17 protein-coding genes are annotated in these 18,402 nt (G+C 66.0%); 5 read left to right on the forward strand and 12 right to left on the reverse strand.

Features of this window, described 5'->3' with window-relative positions; genetic code table 11:
• Positions 1-44 precede the first annotated feature (44 nt).
• Entirely contained in the window at positions 45-983 is a 939-nt protein-coding gene (locus tag G6N33_RS10470; protein WP_044512702.1) for a DMT family transporter, read from the forward strand.
• On the opposite strand, the gene G6N33_RS10475 is transcribed toward G6N33_RS10470, so the two are convergent.
• Complete coding sequence (locus G6N33_RS10475) at positions 969-2,117, reverse strand: NAD(P)H-dependent amine dehydrogenase family protein (protein ID WP_081662147.1); 1,149 nt, start codon at positions 2,115-2,117, stop codon at positions 969-971. The two genes, G6N33_RS10470 and G6N33_RS10475, sit on opposite strands and share 15 nt — an antisense overlap.
• Positions 2,118-2,178: 61 nt before the next feature.
• On the opposite strand from G6N33_RS10475, the gene G6N33_RS10480 reads away from it, so the two are divergent.
• The 4 genes from G6N33_RS10480 to G6N33_RS10495 all read left to right on the forward strand — a co-directional run bounded on the left by G6N33_RS10480 (position 2,179) and on the right by G6N33_RS10495 (position 6,438).
• Positions 2,179-3,051 carry a MarR family transcriptional regulator gene (locus G6N33_RS10480; RefSeq protein ID WP_044509397.1) on the forward strand — a complete coding sequence of 291 codons (873 nt, stop codon included), beginning with the start codon at positions 2,179-2,181 and terminating at the stop codon, positions 3,049-3,051.
• 13 nt (positions 3,052-3,064) lie between these two features.
• On the forward strand, positions 3,065-3,784 hold the full coding sequence (locus G6N33_RS10485) for a pirin family protein (protein ID WP_044512701.1): 720 nt from the start codon (positions 3,065-3,067) through the stop codon (positions 3,782-3,784).
• A gap of 35 nt (positions 3,785-3,819) precedes the next feature.
• On the forward strand, positions 3,820-5,250 hold the full coding sequence (locus G6N33_RS10490) for a YhgE/Pip domain-containing protein (protein WP_044509396.1): 1,431 nt from the start codon (positions 3,820-3,822) through the stop codon (positions 5,248-5,250).
• Between the two features lie 105 nt (positions 5,251-5,355).
• Positions 5,356-6,438, forward strand: a complete 1,083-nt coding sequence (locus G6N33_RS10495; RefSeq protein WP_044509395.1) for a phosphodiester glycosidase family protein — start codon at positions 5,356-5,358, stop codon at positions 6,436-6,438.
• Here G6N33_RS10495 and G6N33_RS10500 read toward each other — a convergent pair.
• The 11 genes from G6N33_RS10500 to G6N33_RS10550 are packed head-to-tail and all read right to left on the reverse strand — an operon-like array spanning position 6,435 to position 18,400.
• Positions 6,435-7,133, reverse strand: a complete 699-nt coding sequence (locus tag G6N33_RS10500; protein ID WP_044509394.1) for a YoaK family protein — start codon at positions 7,131-7,133, stop codon at positions 6,435-6,437. The two genes, G6N33_RS10495 and G6N33_RS10500, sit on opposite strands and share 4 nt — an antisense overlap.
• A gap of 29 nt (positions 7,134-7,162) precedes the next feature.
• A complete protein-coding gene (locus tag G6N33_RS10505; RefSeq protein ID WP_044509393.1) occupies positions 7,163-7,870 on the reverse strand; it encodes a hypothetical protein in 708 nt (235 codons plus the stop codon).
• Positions 7,837-8,394 carry a mammalian cell entry protein gene (locus G6N33_RS10510; RefSeq protein ID WP_044509392.1) on the reverse strand — a complete coding sequence of 186 codons (558 nt, stop codon included), beginning with the start codon at positions 8,392-8,394 and terminating at the stop codon, positions 7,837-7,839. The genes G6N33_RS10505 and G6N33_RS10510 overlap by 34 nt, the downstream gene beginning before the upstream one ends.
• Positions 8,391-9,356, reverse strand: coding sequence for an RDD family protein (locus G6N33_RS10515; protein ID WP_101528399.1), 966 nt, complete (start codon positions 9,354-9,356; stop codon positions 8,391-8,393). The genes G6N33_RS10510 and G6N33_RS10515 overlap by 4 nt, the downstream gene beginning before the upstream one ends.
• Positions 9,353-10,162, reverse strand: a complete 810-nt coding sequence (locus G6N33_RS10520) for a hypothetical protein (RefSeq protein ID WP_044509390.1) — start codon at positions 10,160-10,162, stop codon at positions 9,353-9,355. The genes G6N33_RS10515 and G6N33_RS10520 overlap by 4 nt, the downstream gene beginning before the upstream one ends.
• Positions 10,132-11,682, reverse strand: a complete 1,551-nt coding sequence (locus G6N33_RS10525; RefSeq protein ID WP_044509388.1) for an MCE family protein — start codon at positions 11,680-11,682, stop codon at positions 10,132-10,134. The genes G6N33_RS10520 and G6N33_RS10525 overlap by 31 nt, the downstream gene beginning before the upstream one ends.
• Positions 11,676-12,857, reverse strand: a complete 1,182-nt coding sequence (locus tag G6N33_RS10530; protein WP_101528398.1) for a virulence factor Mce family protein — start codon at positions 12,855-12,857, stop codon at positions 11,676-11,678. Before G6N33_RS10530 ends, G6N33_RS10525 begins: the two co-directional genes overlap by 7 nt.
• An 8-nt stretch (positions 12,858-12,865) precedes the next feature.
• The gene (locus G6N33_RS10535; protein ID WP_044509387.1) at positions 12,866-14,479 is read right to left on the reverse strand and encodes an MCE family protein; all 1,614 of its coding nucleotides are present in this window, start codon (positions 14,477-14,479) and stop codon (positions 12,866-12,868) included.
• Entirely contained in the window at positions 14,476-16,065 is a 1,590-nt protein-coding gene (locus G6N33_RS10540) for a virulence factor Mce family protein (protein ID WP_101528397.1), read from the reverse strand. The genes G6N33_RS10535 and G6N33_RS10540 overlap by 4 nt, the downstream gene beginning before the upstream one ends.
• Positions 16,062-17,102, reverse strand: coding sequence for a virulence factor Mce family protein (locus tag G6N33_RS10545; protein WP_044509384.1), 1,041 nt, complete (start codon positions 17,100-17,102; stop codon positions 16,062-16,064). Before G6N33_RS10545 ends, G6N33_RS10540 begins: the two co-directional genes overlap by 4 nt.
• A complete protein-coding gene (locus G6N33_RS10550; protein WP_044509383.1) occupies positions 17,099-18,400 on the reverse strand; it encodes an MCE family protein in 1,302 nt (433 codons plus the stop codon). The genes G6N33_RS10545 and G6N33_RS10550 overlap by 4 nt, the downstream gene beginning before the upstream one ends.
• Between the last annotated feature and the right edge of the window lie 2 nt (positions 18,401-18,402).

Below are 18,402 nucleotides of genomic sequence, written 5' to 3' on the forward strand. Positions count from 1 at the left end.
ATGGCAGGAACTCACGAACTATGGAAGCCATGCCACTGCGTCGCATGCCGCTGAGCACCGCTTCGGCGGTGACATTCACTTATGCGCTCGGATATCCGATCGGTGTCCTTGCGGTCGCAGGGATGACCCCGATGGCCGTCTTGGTGTTGCGATTCAGCCTGGCTGCACTGGTTCTCACGGTATGGGCGCTGCTGGCCCGCGCGCCCTGGCCACGAGGAGCACAATTCGGACACGTCCTCGTCGCGGGCCTGCTGATCCAGGCGGTCCAATTCTGTTGCCTCTACGAGGCGGTGTTGCTGGGCGCCTCCGCGGTGCTGTGCGCGGTGGTGGTCGCGATGAATCCGGTGACCACGGCGATTTTGGCCGCGGTGTTCCTGCGTGAGCCGCTCGGCTGGCTGCGGATCGGCGCGCTGGTACTCGGGGTCGTCGCGGTGCTTGCCGCCTGCGCCCGGCGCTTGCTGGGCACCCACGGCCTGGACCCGGTCCTGGTACTGCTTGTGCTTGGGCTGCTTGGCCTTTCGGCCGGCGGCGTCTACCAGCAGCGGTACTGCACGGGCATCGACTTTCGCACCATGAGCGCGGTACAGAACGGCGTCGCGTTCATTCCCGCGGCGGCGTTCGCGCTCGTCACCCCGTTCGCCGTGCACGACGCGCACCGGGCCATCATCGCAATCACCGCTATGGTGCTGCTCAACGCCTCGGTTGCGGTCAGCATTTACCTGCGAGCAGTCACTCTGCACGGCGCGGCGGCGGTGGCGATGTTGTTCGCCATCATCCCCGCGGGCGCGGCCGTGCTGTCGTGGCTCATTCTCGGCGAGCGGCCCGACATCGGCGTCGGCATCGGCCTAGTCGTGGGCGCCCTCGCCTGCTGGTTGAACAGCAGGGCGTCCGCGCGCCAGCGTGCGACCCGGGACCAGGCCAACTCGACGCCGGCCGGCATGCCAGCCCCGCCCAGCCTGGCGTCGTGCTCAGCGTCCGACTAGCCGGCTGTCCGGCACCGGCCCGTCGACCGGCCGCACCAGGCCGGCCCCAGTGATCAGTGGCAGATCGAGTGCCGACAACAAGCCGGGGGCGGCCGCGCATACCGCCGGGATGACGTTGACCATCCGCGACGCGCCCGCAATGCGCGCACCCAGGTCGTGGTCGTGGTCCTCGGCCATTTCGAACTCGCAGCGCATGGTCGGGGAGCCGTCGATCTCGACGCGATAGACGCCGCGCCCGCTCGCCGGACCGTACCCCAGGTCTTTTGGTGGGATCCTGACCTGCGGTTGCGGCCAGTCCGGCGCGATGTCGTCGCGCATACGGGTGACGTGGTCGACGACGAACGTCGGCTTGCCCGCGACGTAACCGGTCAGGGTCGAACGCATGGCCGCGATCGTGCCGGGCGCGACGTGCCCGGTGGGGGTGTCGAACGATTCGGTGGCGGGGATGCGTTCGTTACTCTCCTTGATGTTGTCGATCTTGACGCCCAGCCCCGCGGCGAGCTGGTGCAGGACCGGCCCCCAGCCGAAGGTAAATATGCCCGGCTGGGCGGCGAACGCCGCATATTCTGGCGGCTTGCCGAATCCGAGGATCTCGTAAACCGCCGCCCGGTCCGGGTAGGTGGCGTAGTTGAACATCTCCGTCACCCGCACCGAGTCGATGGCCCGGGAGACGCCGGTAAGCACCAGCGGCAGCACATCATTGGCGAACCCCGAGTCGATACCGGTGGTGAAGAACGACACCCCGCCGTCCAGCGCGGCCGTGCGCAGCGGATCGGTGAACGCCCCGCGATCCAGCCCGGGCGCGTCGGGATACACCAGCGGGACCACCGAACACGAAACGACGTTCTTTCCCGCACGCAGGATCGACGCCATGTCGGCCACGGCCTCCAGCGGGCGCAGATTGGCCGCGGCGGCGTACACCACCACGTCGGCATCCCCGGCGAGCATCGGGCCGGGGTCCTGGGTCGCCAGCACCCCGACCGGCGCGATGCCACACAGCTCCCCGGCGTCACGGCCCGCTTTGGTGTCGCTGTGGACGACGAGATCGGTCAGTTGCAGCTCGGGGTGGTCGATCACTCCCCGCAGCGCGATCACGCCCATCGACCCCGGCCCCCAGACTCCCACCTTCAGCACAACTATCTCCTATTATTAGGATGCTTATTCTGAAATTTAGGACGGATGGTAGGGAGTTGGCATGGGCACGTCAACCGCCAAGTCACCGCCCACCGCCCGGGTGATGGACGTGCTGGCCACGCTGGCCCAGGCCCCCGACGGCCGGACCTCGGCAGAGCTCGCCAGGAGCTGCGGCATCAGCACCTCGACCTGCGCACTGGTGCTGGCCGAACTGGAACGTCGATCCTGGGTGGCTCGGCGCGGAGACCGTCGCTTCTGCCTGGGCAGCGGCTTGTTCGGCCTCGTGCACGGGCTGCGGGCGCAGTTCCCCCTGCTCGACCGCGGGCGCGAGGCCCTCACCTTCTTGCACGACGCCCTGGGCGCGGGCTGCTCGATGTCGAAGATCGGCGGCCGCCACCTGACCACTGTCGACGCGGTCGGGCACGGCAGCGACGGTCAGCAAGCCGTGGGCCAGCGTTTCCCGATCGACCCGCCATTCGGTCTGGTCGCAATGGCCTGGCGCGACGATGATTTCGTCGCGACCTGGCTAGAGGGCGTGACGCCGCGGTTGAGTCGACCCGAGATCGCACAGCAGCGACGGGTACTCGCCGACATCCGAACCCGCGGCTACGGCGCGTGGCGGTTCGACGACACTCACCAGTCGCTGCACCATCGGCTCGCCGGGCTGCTCGCGTCGCTGGAGTCGACCGCACAGGTTGCCCGCCAGCTCACCACGCTGATGACCATGGTCACCCTGCAGTCGGTCACCGCTACCCTCGAAACAGATTTAATCTCAACGGAATTCGTGGTTCTGCCGATCTTCGGCCGGGACGGCCAGCCGGAATACCAGATCGAGATCCACCTGGGCGGTCCGGCCGGATTGACCCTGGCCGAGCTGGACGCCGCACTCGCGCATGCGCAGGAACTGCTCGGCACCGGGCTGGGCCGAGCATGACTACGCTGATGTCATGCCTGCCCACTGCGAGATTCGGCGCGCCGCCGACCGGGCCGTCACCACCACGCCCTGGCTGACGTCCAGGCATTCGTTTTCTTTCGGCGACCACTACGACCCGCAGAACACCCATTTCGGGCTGCTGGTGGTGAACAATGACGACCTGGTGGCCCCGGCATCGGGATTTGACACGCACTCGCACCGCGACATGGAGATCGTCACCTGGGTGCTGGACGGGCAACTGACACACCAGGATTCGGCCGGCAATCGCGGCGTGATCTATCCCGGCCTGGCCCAACGCATGTCGGCGGGCAACGGCATCTTGCATTCGGAGAAGAACGACTCCGCAACGCGGCCGGTGCATTTCGTGCAGATGTGGGTGGTGCCCGACGAAACCGCGATCTCCCCCGGCTACCAACAACATGAGATCGGCGAGATGGGCACCGAACTTGTGCCCATCGCCGCGGGCCGGCCGGGCTGCGATGCCGCCATCTTTCTGCACAACCGCAACGCGGCGTTGCACGGCGCGCGATTGCGCCCCGGCGACAGCATCAGTACGCCCACCGCGCCCTTCGTGCACGTCTACGTACCGCGGGGCCGGCTCACCGTCGAGGGGGCAGGCGAGATCGCCGACGGCGACGCGGTCCGGCTCACCGAAACCGACGGCCTGCGGCTAACCGCGGGCGAAGCGACGGACCTGCTGGTCTGGGAGATGCACGCAAAGCTGGGTGGCTAGCGCAAATAGAGTGGCCATGACAGACAGGAGCTGGCATGTCGAAAGCGCAGCCGCGGCACGCGGTGCCAAACCCGAATCACAATGTGAAAGCACTGGGGACGGTCAAGTTCTGGGCGTTGCCGATCGGCGCCACATTGGCCCTGATGTCGGCGCTGTGTGCGCTGTATCTCGGGGGCATCCTGAATCCGGCCACCAACCTGCGCCATTTCCCCATCGCGGTGGTCAACGAAGACGCTGGAACCGCCGGCGCCAAGATCGTCGACGGCCTGGTCTCCGCGTTGGACAAGAACAAGTTCGACGTGCGGGTCGTGTCGCACGACGAGGCCAAGCAATTACTGGACCGAGCGCAGGTCTACGGCGAACTGGTGATCCCACCCACGTTCTCGTCGAATCTGCGTGAATTCGGCGCAAGCGCCGTCACGCCCCAAAAAGCAGAGCGCCCCTCGGTAACGATCTTCACCAATCCGCGCGCGGGCACGTTGGGCTCCAGCATCGCCGGACAAACCCTGAGCCAAGCCATGGCTTCGGCCAATACCAAAGTGGGACAGTATCTTTCGTCGGAGGTTGCGCAGCAGACGGACGGGGCGCCGCTGACCGGAGCGGCACAGTTGGGACTGGCCAGCCCCATCGACATCAAGTCGTCTGTGTACAACGCGCTTCCCAACGGTACCGGCAACGGACTGTCGGCGTTTTACTACGCGTTGTTGTTGCTACTGGCCGGATTCACCGGCAGCATCGTGGTCTCCACCCTGGTCGACTCGCTGCTCGGATACGTACCGGCAGAGTGGGGTCCGGTGTACCGATTTGCCGAGCAGGCCAACATCTCTCGCTTCCGAACGTTGTTGATCAAATGGTTGATCATGGCGATCCTGGCGCTGCTCACGTCGGGGGTTTACCTTGCTATCGCCCATGGCCTCGGCATGCCGATCCAGCACGCCTGGCAGCTGTGGGCTTTCGGCGTTTTCGCGATCGTCGCCGTCGGTGTCACCTCGAGTTCGCTTATCGCCGTGCTGGGTTCGATGGGCTTGCTGTTCAGCATGCTGGTGTTCGTGATCTTCGGATTGCCGTCGGCCGGCGCCACCGTTCCGCTGCAGGCTGTGCCGCCGTTCTTCGGCTGGCTGGCCAAATTCGAGCCGATGCACCAGGTGTTCTTAGGGGTGCGGTCGCTGGTGTATCTCAACGGCGCCGGCGCGGCGGGACTATCGCAGGCGTTGTGGATGACCGCGATCGGACTGGTGATCGGGCTGCTGATCGGTGGCATCGTCACGCGCAGCTATGACCGCAGCGGCTTCCACCGGATCCCGGGCGCCGTCGAGCTGGCGATCGCCGAAGCACACCAGGCCCAACACCAAGCCCAACAGAAAGCCCAACAGAAAGCCCGCTCCGGCAAACACCAGGCCGCAGGTGCACCCGCGGACGCCGACCCGACCGACAAGGATCCCGAAAGCTCAAGCGAGCAAACGTAATTCGCGCGCGCCCAAAGCGTCACACGTTCGTTATGTATGTTGACAGTGTGACACGTGTGACTGATGATGTTCGTGTTGTAATTCATCAGGGCCGAAAGGGCTGCCGTGCTGACACGACGCGCCAGCTTGCGCCGCTTGGCGGCCAGCGTGGCGGCCATGTTCGCCTGCGGCGTGCTGACGAGTACGGTCGCGCCTCCGGTCGCCCACGCCGCGGACGGTCGCGAGATGCTCGCAAACGCGATCGGTGCCACCAAGGGCTCGTATCTGGTGTACAACTTCGGGCCGGGCCATCCCACACCGTTGCTGGATGCCGGCGGTCGCTGGTATGAGATGAACAACGGCGGCCACCTGATGATCATCAAGAACGCGTCGACCCGCTTGGCGCCCCACCTACTGGTCGACACGCATCGGGGTGATCAGGCCCGCTGCGAGCACAACCCCGGCGCCCGCACCGGCGAGGGTCTGTGGCAGGCCTCCGAGCTCTACACGCCGCTGCAAGCCTGGCAACGAATGGGGCAGCCGACCATCGCCATCAACGCCAACTTCTTCGACGTGCGCGGACAGAAGGCCGGCTCGTGGCGTCAGACCGGCTGCAGCTCGCCGTTGGGCGCGTTCGTGGACAACACCAACGGGCAGGGCCGCGCCAATCAGGCCGTCACCGGCACCGTGGCCTACCCCGGCAAACAAGGACTCTCCGGCGGCGGCGAGAGCTGGTCCTCGTTGACGACGATGATCCTGCCCACCGGCGGCGCCCCCTACGTGGTGTGGCCCCGCAGCAAGAATGACTATGACGCCGCCACCCCGGTGGTGGAGGACCTGCTCAACAAGAACGAGAAGTTCGTCGCGGTATCCGGCATCGGGCTGCTCGGCCCCGGCCAGACCCAACAGCTGCGCGATGGCGGTCCCAGCGCAGCGCGCACGGCGCTGGCCTACGTCAAGCAGCGCGACGAGATGTACATCTTCGAGGGCGGCAGCTACACCCCGGACAACATGCAGGACCTGTTCCGCGGCCTGGGCAGCGACACCGCAGTGTTGCTGGATGGCGGCGGATCGTCGGCGATCGTACTGCGCCGCGATACCGGTGGCATGTGGGCCGGCGCGGGTTCACCGCGGGGGTCCTGCGATACCCGTCAGGTGCTGTGCGACTCCCACGAGCGAGGCCTGCCCAGCTGGCTGGCCTTCAACTAAAAACCCTCTGGCGCAGATACTTTCACGTCGGAAGCGCCGCATCGGAAGATCACCAGGCTGACCGCCACCACGGCCGCCACCAGAATGAACACCGGAGCGATGAAGAATCGGGACAGGGTCGCGCCGAGAAACGCACCGGCACACATGGTGACGACGACGGCGAAGCGCAACGTTTGGCGCTCGCCCGTGCCACCGGCCAGCCGGCTGTCCAGACCGAGGCTGACGATCGTCGACGTCAACACCGTGGTGGACAATTCCGGGATTCCGAACTGGCGCGCGCTCGAGTGCTGCAGGCCGAACGTCACCGCCAGGAAGCCGATCATGATCAGTTTGGAGTTGTCGTGATAGTGCAGCACACCCGTGCCGGCCAGCACCGACAAGGTAAGCAGCAACACGATTTCGGTGGCCAGCACGGTGGTGATCCAGGCGCGGGCCCGCTCGCCGAAAAACCTGGATAGTCGACCGCTGAAGATGGTCGTGACGACGAAGGTGGGCAGCGCGACCGACACCGCCGTCAGGTCGATGTTGGTGCGCGGGGCCAGCCAGAAGCCGAGGAAGATCACGTTGCCGGTCATGTTGGCGACGAACACGTGGCCGAGAACCAAGATGCTGATCGAATCGGCCAGACCGGTGGCGAAGGTCAACAACAGCAACGCCGCAACGGTCAACCGCTCAGACACCGGCGACGTAGCCACCGGGGCAGTATATTTCGATGCCGCGCCGGCTACGGATGCGGTGTCAGATCCAACGAGGTGACGGTCGTCATCCGGGTCACCAGCCAGCGCCCCTGCACGCGTTTCATGAATAGCCGGTAGGACAAATACTTCAGCGCCGGGATGTTCTTGGTCAGCGGGCTGGTGGAGGTGGTGTTGGTGTAGACGATCACAACCGCGTTCTGGCCGTCCAGCGATTCGACCGCGGCGCCGGTGACCTGGGTGGTGTTGGTGATCTTGGCTTGCTTGTTCGGGGCGACGATGGCATCGACGAATTTGCGGTACTGCGCCTCGAAGTCGCCGCTGAGGTAGTTCGCCGCGCGGTCGGCCAGGCTGTCCATGTTCTCCGGCGTGTAGGTCCACAGCGTCGTGATCGCATTGGCGGCCGTGCGCGCCACGTTCAGCTTGGTGGCCGCCGCGGCCCGATCAGACAGGTAGGGCTGCATGGCCGCGCCCGCGAACGCCGCGGAGCCGACGAACAGCACCGCGGCCACCACGATGGCGACTGCCGCCCACTTTCCGGCCAGCCACCGCCGCCGGCGGCCACCCTGCTCGGGCGGTGCCGCGGATTCCTCCGCATTTTGACCCTCGGAGCCCGGCTGCTCCGCATCGACTTCTGTTGGCGCCGAGCTGGTTTGGCCCTCACTGGCCTCATCGGAGGCCGTATCGGCTGACTCGTCGACGGTCAGATCACCTGCTGCAGGCTGCTTATCTTCCACTGATTCCCTTCCCGCGTAGCAGTTGCCGTCCAACGGTTGGTGTTCTCGAAGACCTGCTTCTGGTCGGGCGACTTGGACGTCACTTCGGTCGCCACCATCACGATCGCGCTGCCATCGTCATTCCATCGCTCCACGGCCGCACCGAGGATGGCGCCTTTGGCCGGTTCCGCCCGGGCGACCTGCAACAGAATCTCGTTGGCTTTGTCGTGGTATTCCTTCGCGAAATCGCCTGTCGCCTGGTCCATGACCCGCATCACGTAGTCGTTCGCGTGGTAGGGGTCAATAGAGGTGAACTGGGTCATGAAGCCCGTCACATAGTTGAGCACTTCGCGGTTCTTCGAAGCGTCTCGTACCCGGGATTCATGCGAGACCAGCATCAAGGTGGTCAGCGTGATCGCCACCACCATCAGCACCCCCGCGGCAGCACTGGCGACGGGTAGACCCCACCGCCGTCGCAGCGTCTCCGGCCCTGTCGCGACAAGCAGCGACTCTTCGCCGGGTGCAAACTTGCGGCGGGGACTCATTTCCCATTCCCCGGCGGCTTCGGCTTCGTCAGCACGGCGAGATCGTCGACGCGCCACCGACCGTCGCCCTCCTTGGCGAAGTTGACCCGCACGGTCGCGGTGATGTAGCGCTCGTCGGGCGCCACCCCCCGGCGTCCCTGCATGAACAACAACATCGTCGCCCGATCCGGCGAGGCCGATTCGATCGAGCTGTCGGTCACCCAATACTCGTTGATGACCGGGTTTCCCTTTTCGACGATGTCCTGCTGGGCCTTGAGCTGGCCGCGGTATTTGTCGGTGGCCAACGACTGTGCCCGGGTGAAGTCGTCGCGCAACGTCTTCGGGTCGTAGGTCAGCATCTGCGCGACGATCTTCGGTCCCTGAATCGCGATCTGCGCCTGGGTCTGATCGGTAGCCCGGTCACGGGAGTACACCACCGCGTAGCTCATGACGACGCCGGCCAGGCACAGCCCGGCGGCGGCAAGCACCGCGACGGTGGTCCACCGTCGGACGTCCGGCCGTGCGATTTGGGAGAACCGCACCTCCGTGCGCAACAGCATGTCGGCGAAGGTCCGATGACCCGAATCCCACAGCGGCCAAAGCCATCCCACCACCGATAGGGTGTCGAGCAGGTGAGCCACGTCGCGCAGCAACAGACCCCAGGCGCCGACGCCTCCACCGTCGCGTCGGGTTACCGCGATGCCGCACAGGGCGCGGCCCAGGCTCCAGCCGATCGTCGGCGGCAACAGCAAGCGGTTGACCAACAGCGCCAAGACAGCCAGGGCCAACACGCAAATCGAGACCCACCACCACGCGCCGCCTGCCGGCACCGTAAACGACACCAACGCCATGGTCGTCGCCACGGCGACGGGCGGCAGCACGTCGACAGTTAAGGCACACAGACGAATATGCCAGGACGCCAAGGCGTTCTGTGATGACACTTGGTTGGCCGTGATGGGAGTTTCCTCGACCACCACCGTCACTTCGTCACCTGGTCGAGCTTGGCGATCCGGTACTGGCCTTCGTCGAGCGCCATCTTCACCCGGAGCCGGTAGCCGGTCTCGTTCTGCGATTGATCGCTGGCCACCTTGACGCGCATTGCCACCAGCACGTCGACCGAACCGTCATTGTTGGTGCGCTCGACGGCCGCCCGGACGTCGGAAACCTGAACGTGGACGTTCGACTCCTTATATGCCTGCACCAGCATGCCGGTGTACAGCAGCGCCTGGGCGCGGAACGCATCCGTGCCGCAGTCGATGATCTTCTGTTCGCTGGCGATCATCGCGTTGGTGTCGGGCGCCTGCGTGGCCGCAACGCAGTCGATCGCGGCCTTGAGCGCCGCGGCGTTGTTGCGCGCGATCTCCTGGGTCTGGTGGTGGTACCGCAACGCGAAGTAACCACCCGTGCCGACGGCCGCGGCGAACAGCAGCAGAGCCGCGGCGATGCCGGCCAACCAGCCGCGGGTCAGCCGCGACGGGCGGCGCTCGGTCGCGTCGTCGTCGACCGCCGCCGGATCGTCGGCCCCGATCGTGGCGTCCAGCTCAGGATCCGCGTCAGTGTCACTTACAGCGACGTCGGCCTCGGCTGCGTCCTCGGGCTGGGCCGCCGCGTCCGCGGCGGCCTCGGCTTCGACCTGGGAATCCGGCGAATCCTCGGACGTCAGCGGGGAGTTGCTGTCGTCGGCGACGTCGTCCGATTCCTCGCGGGTCTTCGGCCGTCTCCGACGCATACGGCTAAGCATCGACATCGGTGGTGGGTTCAGCCGGCGGGCGCCAGCATCTCCTTCCATCCGTCGTCTCCTGTTTTGGTCGAGTTTTCGACGGAGTATTTGACCCCGTCGGGGCCCACCAGTTCACCGCTCTGGGGACTGTATACCGCTGAGGGAGGTCCGGCGGGGGTGTAGACACACGGGTTGGGCTGCTGTCCGTTGCACTGCACGCTACCCGACCCCGGCCGCGTCAACGGGTCGCTGGTCGGCGGCGGCGTCCCGGCCACTCGGTCCGAGGGAGCCGGGTTCATGCCGTTGTTGATCGATGGCGCCGGGATCACCATGCCGGGACGCACCGACTGATCACAGCGCGCGCCCGGTGCCGGGCAGGTCAGGATCTGATTCGGGTCGCCGAACCAGGGGTTCGTCCCGGCCGGCACGTACGGCCGGGGGTCGCGGCACTCGCGCGGCGTGGCCGCCCGCTTCCCCGGGACGTCAGTGCACGGAATGTTCCGGGAACCCCGCACGCTGTTGGCCGGCGTATCCATCGGAATCTTGCAGTACGTTCCGGTCGGCAACGGCTGCAGGCTGGTGTCGGCCGGCGACCGCCACTCCGGAGCCGGGATGAAGCCGGTCAGACACGGCGGCGGCTGGTTGATCGACAACGCCAGGTCCAGGGCGGCCTGGTTCGGGAACGGCGCGGCCACCGTCTGCGCGATCGAGGCGCCCTGCGGCAGGAACACCAGCACCTGCTCGAGGCCGCTGTGGTACCGCTTGAGCAGGTCGAACACCACCTCCAGGTTCGCCAACGTCTGCGGCAGCGATTCGCGCACATCGCTGAACACCGCGCTGACCTGGTCGGCGGTCGGTGCCGCCTGGGACAGGACGCTGCGCACGTTCTGGTCCCGCGCCGCGGCCTGCGCCGCCAGCGTGTTCAGGTTGCGCGCCCAGCGTTCGATGTTGCCGCTCGAATTGACCTGACTATCCAGGACCGGACCGGAGTTCTGGATGATGTCGTTGACGTTGGTGATGTTGGTCCGGAAATCACCGACGATCGCCTGCGTCGAGTCGACCAGACGCTGCAGCGCGGGCCCCAACCCACCCACGGACTCGGCGGTCTCGTCGAGCAGCGTGGCGATTTTGTCCTTGGGCAACACCGCCAGCCCCCGATTGGCGGTGTCGAGGGCCGGCCCGATCTCGGCGGGCACCGTGCCCTTGGTGATGGTTTGCCCGGCGGCGAGGTACTTCCCGGGGTTGCCCGCCGAAACCAGGTCCAGGTACTGCTCACCGACGGCCGACACCGAGTGCACATTGGCCACCGCGTCGACCGGGATCTTGTACTGGCTGTCGATACTCATCGTGGCCTCGGCACCATGGGTGGTCGGCTCGACGGCGGTGACCTTGCCGATCGTGATGCCCCGATAGGTGACGTTAGCGGTCGGATACAACCCGCCCGACGCCGGCAGATCCGCCTTGAGCGTGTACCGGCCGATTCCCATCAGGCTGGGCACCTGTAGGTAGTAGATGCCCAGCACCAGCAGCGAAACCACCGTCAGGACAAGGAACAACCACAGCTGACGTCGGATGAACGGAGTCAGCAATTCCGGTCCCCCCTTTCCACCAGCGGCCCGCCGGGCGCGTCATTCGGGTTCGACGTGTAGCGGACATCGGGGATCATCGTCGCCGGGTCGCGGCCGAACGACTGCTCAAGTGCGCGCAGCGCGCCCGACAATCCGGTGCCCGTCAGGAAGGCGTTGTCGACGGCGCTGTAGGTGACGTCCAGCGTCAGCGAGATGTTGACGTAGTCACCGCGGAACATCTTCGGCACGGTGTCGATGTCGAAGGGCTGCGTCAGGATGAGCTTGAGCGCGCCGATCAGGTACGGCGAGGCGCGACCGAGTTCCTTCAGCGGGCACTGCAGTGCCTGCAGATCGGTGTGCAGCGGCGCCCGGGCCTCCGACAGATACTGGTCGGCGGCCTGGCTGAGCCGGCCCACCGAGTCGGTGGCGTTGATCAGCAGGTTCTTGGTGTCGGCGAAGTGCTTGATCAGCGGCGGGAGGTCGGTCAGCACCCGGTCCAGGACGTCGGCCCGACCACCCACATAGGTCAGCAGCCGGTTGGTGGAGTCGATCGCATGCGTGATGTCGTCGCGCTGCTGGTTGAGCTGGGAGGTGAAGGTGTCCAGCTTGCCGAGGAAGGACCGGATCTGCTCGCCCCGGCCGTTGAAGATGTTGTAGACCTCGTTCTGCAGCACCTCCAGGTTGGGGATGCCGCCGCCGCGCAAGATCAACGACAGGCTGGCCAACGTTTGCTCGGTGGTGGGATACGACGATGAGTTCTTCAGCGGAATGGTGTCGCCGTTGCGCAGCAGGTCCTGCGACGGGTTCGGCGGCGCGGCGAGTTCCACGTGCTGGGAACCCAGCAGCGACGTCTGGCCGATCCTGGCGATGGCGTTCTTCGGCAGCTTGACGCTTTTCTTTACCCCCAAAGTCAGGGTCGCCACCCAGTTCTTCAGGTTGATGGCCTTGATCGATCCGACGAAGACGTCGGCGACCATCACCTTGCTGTTGCCGTTGATGGCCAGGGTGTCAGGTACCTGGACGTAGATCGTCATCGAATCCGGACCGCTACCCGGCCCGCCGGGGATCGCCACGTTGGAGATGCCCCGCCAGCCGCACGAGCTCAGCACCATGGCAATCACCAGCAGCACCAGCCCGCGCCAGGCCTGGCGGCGAAGCGGCGCGGCGACGCCGCTCCTCGCGGCGACGCCGCTCATCGCGCGCCTCACTGCCCCAACCCCGCATCAACCGGTGCCGGCGGTCCCCCGGCATTGGGTGCCGGGGCCACCACCGGCGCGGGTGTCGGAGCGACCGGACCGGGGCGCACCTCCGGACCCGGCGCCGGCGGTTGGACCGGCGTCGGAGCCCGCAGCCCGATGGGCGGCAGGATCGGATTCTCGTCGTACGCGTTCGGCGGACCCGGCGGCGTCTGCAGGTTCGATTCCACGGGCTCGATGTTGGGACCGCCCATCAATTCAGACAGCGATTCCGGGGTCATCAGGCCCGCGGTGATCGGTCCTACCTGCTGACCCTGCATACCTGGCGCCACGATCCAGCCGTGCTGGGTGTTGCGGTGCGACAACGGGGTGTCCGGCACCCAAATGCCGGGGACCGTCGTGTCCTTATAACCGTTGGGCGGCTGCAGCCGCGGCTCGGAGTACGCGACCTGCTTGGGCAACGTCTCGGCCGTACTGAACAGGTTCAAGCCGAACGGCAGGTAGTTGAACTTGATCGCGTCGAGGATCGGCGCCAAGTATTGCGCGCATAACTCCGCCGATTCCTGATACCCGAGCCGGCTGCCGGCCTGGATCGAGCTACAGATGAACTGCATGGGATTGGCGAAGTTCGTGATAGCCGGAATGGCGACCACCGAACCGTGCGTCGGGTGATAGATCTGGTTGATGTTCGACGCCGCCGTCGGCAAGATGTGCAGGGCGGTCTCCAGCCCGTTCAGCGGGTCGGGTTGCAGCAGCGTGTTGGTGGCCGTGGCCAGGTTGTTGACGTCGGTGGCCAGCACCTCGTGGTTCTTGTCCAGCCATGGGCGCACCGTCGTCAACAGACTGTCGAACTGCTGAATGGCATTCGACAGGTCCCCGTCGGACGAGGCGAGCCGGCCGGTGACGTCGGCCAGGTTCTGGTTCAACGCGACGAACTGCGCATCGTCCTGATGCAGCGCGTTGACGAACAACGCCAGACTGCGCACCACCGCGAAGAAGTCGCCGCGGCCCTCGTTAAGCGCGGTCAACGCCGACGACAGGCTGTTCAGCGCGGTGTTGATCTGCTTGCTTTTACCGGCCAGGCCGTCCGCGAAGGACGTGATGACCTCACCGAACGGTCCTGTCGGCTGCTCCTTGGTCGGACCCAGCTTGGAGATGATGTTGGTGATGCTGTTACGCAGCTCGTCCCATTCCACCGGCACCTGGGTGCGCTCTTCGGGGATCACCGCGTTGTCGCCCAGCACCGGCCCGCCCTTGTAGGGCGGCTCCAGCTGAATCGCGCGGGACGCCACCAGGGTGGGGTTGAGGATCACCGCGGAGGCATTGGCGGGGACCTTGTATTTGTTCGCGTAGTGGAACGTCACCTTCATCTTGTCGCCGACCGGCTCGATGCTGTCGATGGAGCCGACCCGCAGGCCCATGATCTGGACCTTGTCCCCCTTGTAGAGCGCATTGGCCGCGGGGAAGTAAGCGACCACGGTGTTGTTCGTCAGCTTCTCGAACAGCCGGTAGCCGACGTAGCCGACCACCAGGGCCACCACCACGATCAGCGATCCGACAATCACCGTCGTCCGAGAGAACTTGGGCAGACGCACATTGCGGATGTCAAAGATGGTGCTCAATTCTGGCTACCTCCCGTGACACCACTGCCACCCGATCCACCGGGGTTGATGAACGGCGCCGGCAGCTGGTTCCCCGGCCCGGGCGGGGCCGGCGGACCCGGCGGCAATCCCGGCGCGAACGTCGACGGCGGCGGCGTCGGGCCGGCGGGCCCCAGGTTCTCGGTGCGCGCACCCGGCGGCGCCTGCGCCGGCAACGGCACCGGTGTGCCCGGAACGTTCGGCGGTGGGTCGCCCGGACGACCCGCGATCGGCATGCCGGGTGTGGGCGGCAGTCCGTCGGGGTTCGGCGGCGACGTCGCGACGTCGATCGGCGCCGGGAACCCGGGCCCGCCGAACGGTCCGACGGTGGCGCCCGCGCACGGCAGCGGGTTCCACGGCCGCGGCAGACCCTCGTCGCCGACGGTGATGTTGCCACCGGGGTTGGCCGGCGTGTACGAGCACGGCGAGCCGGGCGGGATGGCCGGACCAGGATGGTCGGGCGTGCCCTCCAACACCGGCGGCGCCGGCGGCGGCGCACCATTGGGGAAGCGGGTGCCATTCGGGTCGGGCCACCGGTATTCCGGCAGACCCGCGCTGCGCCAGAAGTTCTCCGGGTCGATGCCGCGCTTTTTGAACGCCGCGTCCACCCAGGGCTGGATGATTTGGTAGAGCGCCAGGTTGTGCAGCACCACCTTGAAGAACGGTCCCGACGCGATGGCCTCGTTCAGGGACGGCAGGAACCTGCCAACCTCGGTCAGCCCGTCCGCGACGTCATTCCGGCGATCCACCAGAATCTGGCTGATCGTGCGCAACTGCTCCAGCACGTGGTTCAGGTTCGGGTTGTCGTTGATCAGGCCCTTGACCTGCTCGGAGAACGCGGCAACATTACTCAGCAGCGCGTTGATGGCCTGCCCACGCTCGTTGAAGGCGGCCAGCAGTGTCTTGGCGTTGACCAGCAGTCGGTCCACCTGCTCGCTGCGGTCGCCGAGGATGCTGGCCACCTGGTTGGCCTGGGCAAGCAGATGCTTGACCTCCGCGTCCCGCTTGCCGACCGTGTCGGAGAACTTGGCGACGCCCTCCAGGGCGGCGCTCAGGTGCGGGTAGGTCTGGTCGATGGTCTGCGAGAGCACGTGCAGCGACTCTTTGACGGTGTCGATGTCCCAGCCGGACGCGGCCTTGGTGACGTCGAAGAAGGCGTCATAGATCTGATACGGCGTCGTGCTCTGGCCGATCGGCAGGGTGGCCCCGGGCCGCAGCGGTTGGGACCCCCGCGCCTCGATCTCCATGACCTTCTTACCGAGGATGGTGTCGGTGCGGATGGCCAGCCGACTCTCGGTGCCGATCGTGTTGGTACCGATCGAGAACTTCATCAGGACGTGGTCGCCGTCGATCTTGAGGCCCTCGACTTTGCCGACGTCCATGCCAGCGATCCGCACCTTGTCACCGGTGCTGATGCCGCCGGTGTCGGTGAACTGCCCGTAATAGGCGGGCTTGGCGAACAGCACCGGGACACTGGTGAAGCTCTGCCCGACGCCGATCACGAGAATCGTGACCACGATGCCCATCAGGCCGAGCCGGAGTCGGTTCGGGGGTTCCAGCGTTCTCATTGCGGCGTGCACCTACCCGTCGGCTGCTGGAAGAGCCGGACCGTGCGGACCGGGCCACCGGCTTGCAAGCCGTTTATCTTCAGGGTGATGTCGCAGGCGTAGAAGTTGACGAAGTCTCCGTAGGACCCGATGGCCCGCCCGATCATGTTCAGCGCGGTCGGCACCTTCTTCAGGTAGTCCTGAAGTTGATCCTGCTGGTCGATCAGTGGCTGCTGAATCCCGTCCAGATAGTTGATCGTCTTGTGCAGCAGGGCGCGGTCCTCGCTCAGCAGGTCGGCCACCGTGCCGGCGGCGTTACTGATGTGCGCGGTGCCGCCGGCCAGCTGGTCCTTGTGGTCCTTGAGCCCGGTGATCAGCACCTCGAGGTTGTTGACGGTCTGGTCGAACTGCTGGCGATGCCGAACCGTGGTGTCCAACACGATGTTGAGGTTCTTGATCACCTCGCCGATCGCCTGGTCACGCTCCCCGATCTGGGAGGTCAGCTGTGCGGTGTTGTCGAGGATGTCGTTGATCGTGCCGCTCTGCCCCTGGAACACGGTGACCAGCGCGGTGGCGATGGTGTTGACCTTCTCCGGGTCCAGCGCCCGGAACAGCGGCTTGAACCCGCCGATCAACGCGTCGAGGTCGAGCGCCGGCGAGGTGCGCGACAGCGGGATGAAACCACCCGGGGGCAGCACCTTGTCGACGCCCTCACCCTCGCCGCGCTTGAGCTCCAGATACCGGTTACCGATCAGGTCCAGGTAGCGGATCTGCGCCGTCGTCGACTGGTATAGCGGAATCGAGCGGTCGACGTTGAACTTCACTCTGGCCCGCTTGCCACCGTCGACCAGCTCAACCGAGTCCACCTTGCCGATCTCCACACCGGACGCGCGAACGAACTGGCCCTGACGTAACCCACTGATGTTGCTGAACTCAGCCGAGTACGCGTAGGTGCGGTCAAACCGCATTTGCCCGAACACCACGACGATCATCGCGGTGAACAGCAGCAGCACCAGCGAGAAGATGCTGAGTCGGATTAGCGTGCCGGTGATTTTCATGGGTTGATCGTGTTATCCCCTACCTGACGGCCCCAGACGTATTCGATTGCGTAGGGCGAACCGGTGTCGAGGTGGTTGTACGGCGCGATGCTGTTGCCGGTGTCCATCACCAACTCGGGTGCGGGCCAGAGGTCACGCGTGATGTGCTGCCAGCAACCTGGCGCACCACCCGGGCCGCCGCGGGCATTCACTCGCGGCAGGTTCTCCGGATAGATGTAGGGGTTGGGCGCGCCGCCGACGACGCCGGCCAGTCCGCCGACCAGGCTGGCAATCGTGGCCACCGCCGACACGGGGTTGGCCAGCAGTCCCAGACCCGACAGCGCCTCGGTGTGGGCGTTCAGCGAGTATCCGTTGCCGGCCAGGAACGAGGCGGCCTTGGGCTCGATGTCGTGGTAGTTGCGCAGCGTGCAGTAGATGGCCGGGCTGTAGGTGTCCAGCAGTTGCGCCGACGGCACCAGGTCGGCCGCGCCACGCGCCAGATACGGCCCGCCCTTCTCGAAGATCTCCGCGCCGGTGTTGCCGAAGCCGGCCGCCGCCAAGAGCGCCTGATCCAGGTCCTTTTGCTGCTGGTTGATGGTGCGGGAGGTGACGACCGCGTTGTTGAGGAAGTCGAACAGATCGGGCGAGGCGTTGGCGTAAGTGTCGCCGAGCCCAGCCAGTTGCTGGATGTCGTGGCGGATCTGCGGCATCTGCGGGTTGACGTCGTCGAGGACGGCGTTGCCGTTGACGATCGACTGGCCGAACTTGTCACCCAGCCCGGCCAGCGATTGCGCGGCCGCGCTCAGCGTCAAATTCAGCTTGACCGGATCCACCTTCTCCGAAATCGATGTGATGGTCTGGAACAGCGTGTTGATCTCGGTCGTCACCGACCGGGCGTCGATCACCGACTGCGCGGAAAGCTTTTGCTGCGAAGGGTTCTGCGGCGTCGTCAACGACACGTACTTGCCACCGAACACGGTGGTGGCCTTGATGTCGGCGTTCACGTTGGCCGGGATCAGCGCGAGGTATCGGGGGAAGACGTCCAGGGTGAACTTTGCCGCCGGCTTGCCGTCGCGCACGATTTCGGTGATGGTGTCGACCCGGCCGATCTCGACGCCGTTGTAGGTGACCTTGGATCCGGGGTCCATCACCAGACCGGCTCGGGAGGCCAGCATGGTCAGCTTGGTCTTGGGGGTGAAGTCACCCCGGAATTGCCCGTAGACCAGGACGAAGACGATCGCGGCGATGACCAGCATGCCGATGCCCGCCAACTTGTAGGGCGGGGTCCGCGAGGCGTTGACTTTTCCGGGTCGGGCCATGG

The organism is Mycobacterium simiae (genome assembly GCF_010727605.1).
Classification (GTDB): Bacteria; Actinomycetota; Actinomycetes; order Mycobacteriales; family Mycobacteriaceae; genus Mycobacterium; species Mycobacterium simiae.

Excerpts from the sequence above, each read along its gene's own strand:
- G6N33_RS10470 (WP_044512702.1), top strand. The coding sequence starts at position 45 with ATGCCGCTGAGCACCGCTTCGGCGGTGACATTCACTTATGCGCTCGGA.
- G6N33_RS10480 (WP_044509397.1), top strand. The coding sequence starts at position 2,179 with ATGGGCACGTCAACCGCCAAGTCACCGCCCACCGCCCGGGTGATGGAC.
- G6N33_RS10485 (WP_044512701.1), top strand. The coding sequence starts at position 3,065 with ATGCCTGCCCACTGCGAGATTCGGCGCGCCGCCGACCGGGCCGTCACC.
- G6N33_RS10490 (WP_044509396.1), top strand. The coding sequence starts at position 3,820 with ATGTCGAAAGCGCAGCCGCGGCACGCGGTGCCAAACCCGAATCACAAT.
- G6N33_RS10510 (WP_044509392.1), bottom strand. The coding sequence starts at position 8,394 with ATGAGTCCCCGCCGCAAGTTTGCACCCGGCGAAGAGTCGCTGCTTGTC.
- G6N33_RS10520 (WP_044509390.1), bottom strand. The coding sequence starts at position 10,162 with ATGGAAGGAGATGCTGGCGCCCGCCGGCTGAACCCACCACCGATGTCG.
- G6N33_RS10530 (WP_101528398.1), bottom strand. The coding sequence starts at position 12,857 with ATGAGCGGCGTCGCCGCGAGGAGCGGCGTCGCCGCGCCGCTTCGCCGC.
- G6N33_RS10540 (WP_101528397.1), bottom strand. The coding sequence starts at position 16,065 with ATGAGAACGCTGGAACCCCCGAACCGACTCCGGCTCGGCCTGATGGGC.
- G6N33_RS10545 (WP_044509384.1), bottom strand. The coding sequence starts at position 17,102 with ATGAAAATCACCGGCACGCTAATCCGACTCAGCATCTTCTCGCTGGTG.
- G6N33_RS10550 (WP_044509383.1), bottom strand. The coding sequence starts at position 18,400 with ATGGCCCGACCCGGAAAAGTCAACGCCTCGCGGACCCCGCCCTACAAG.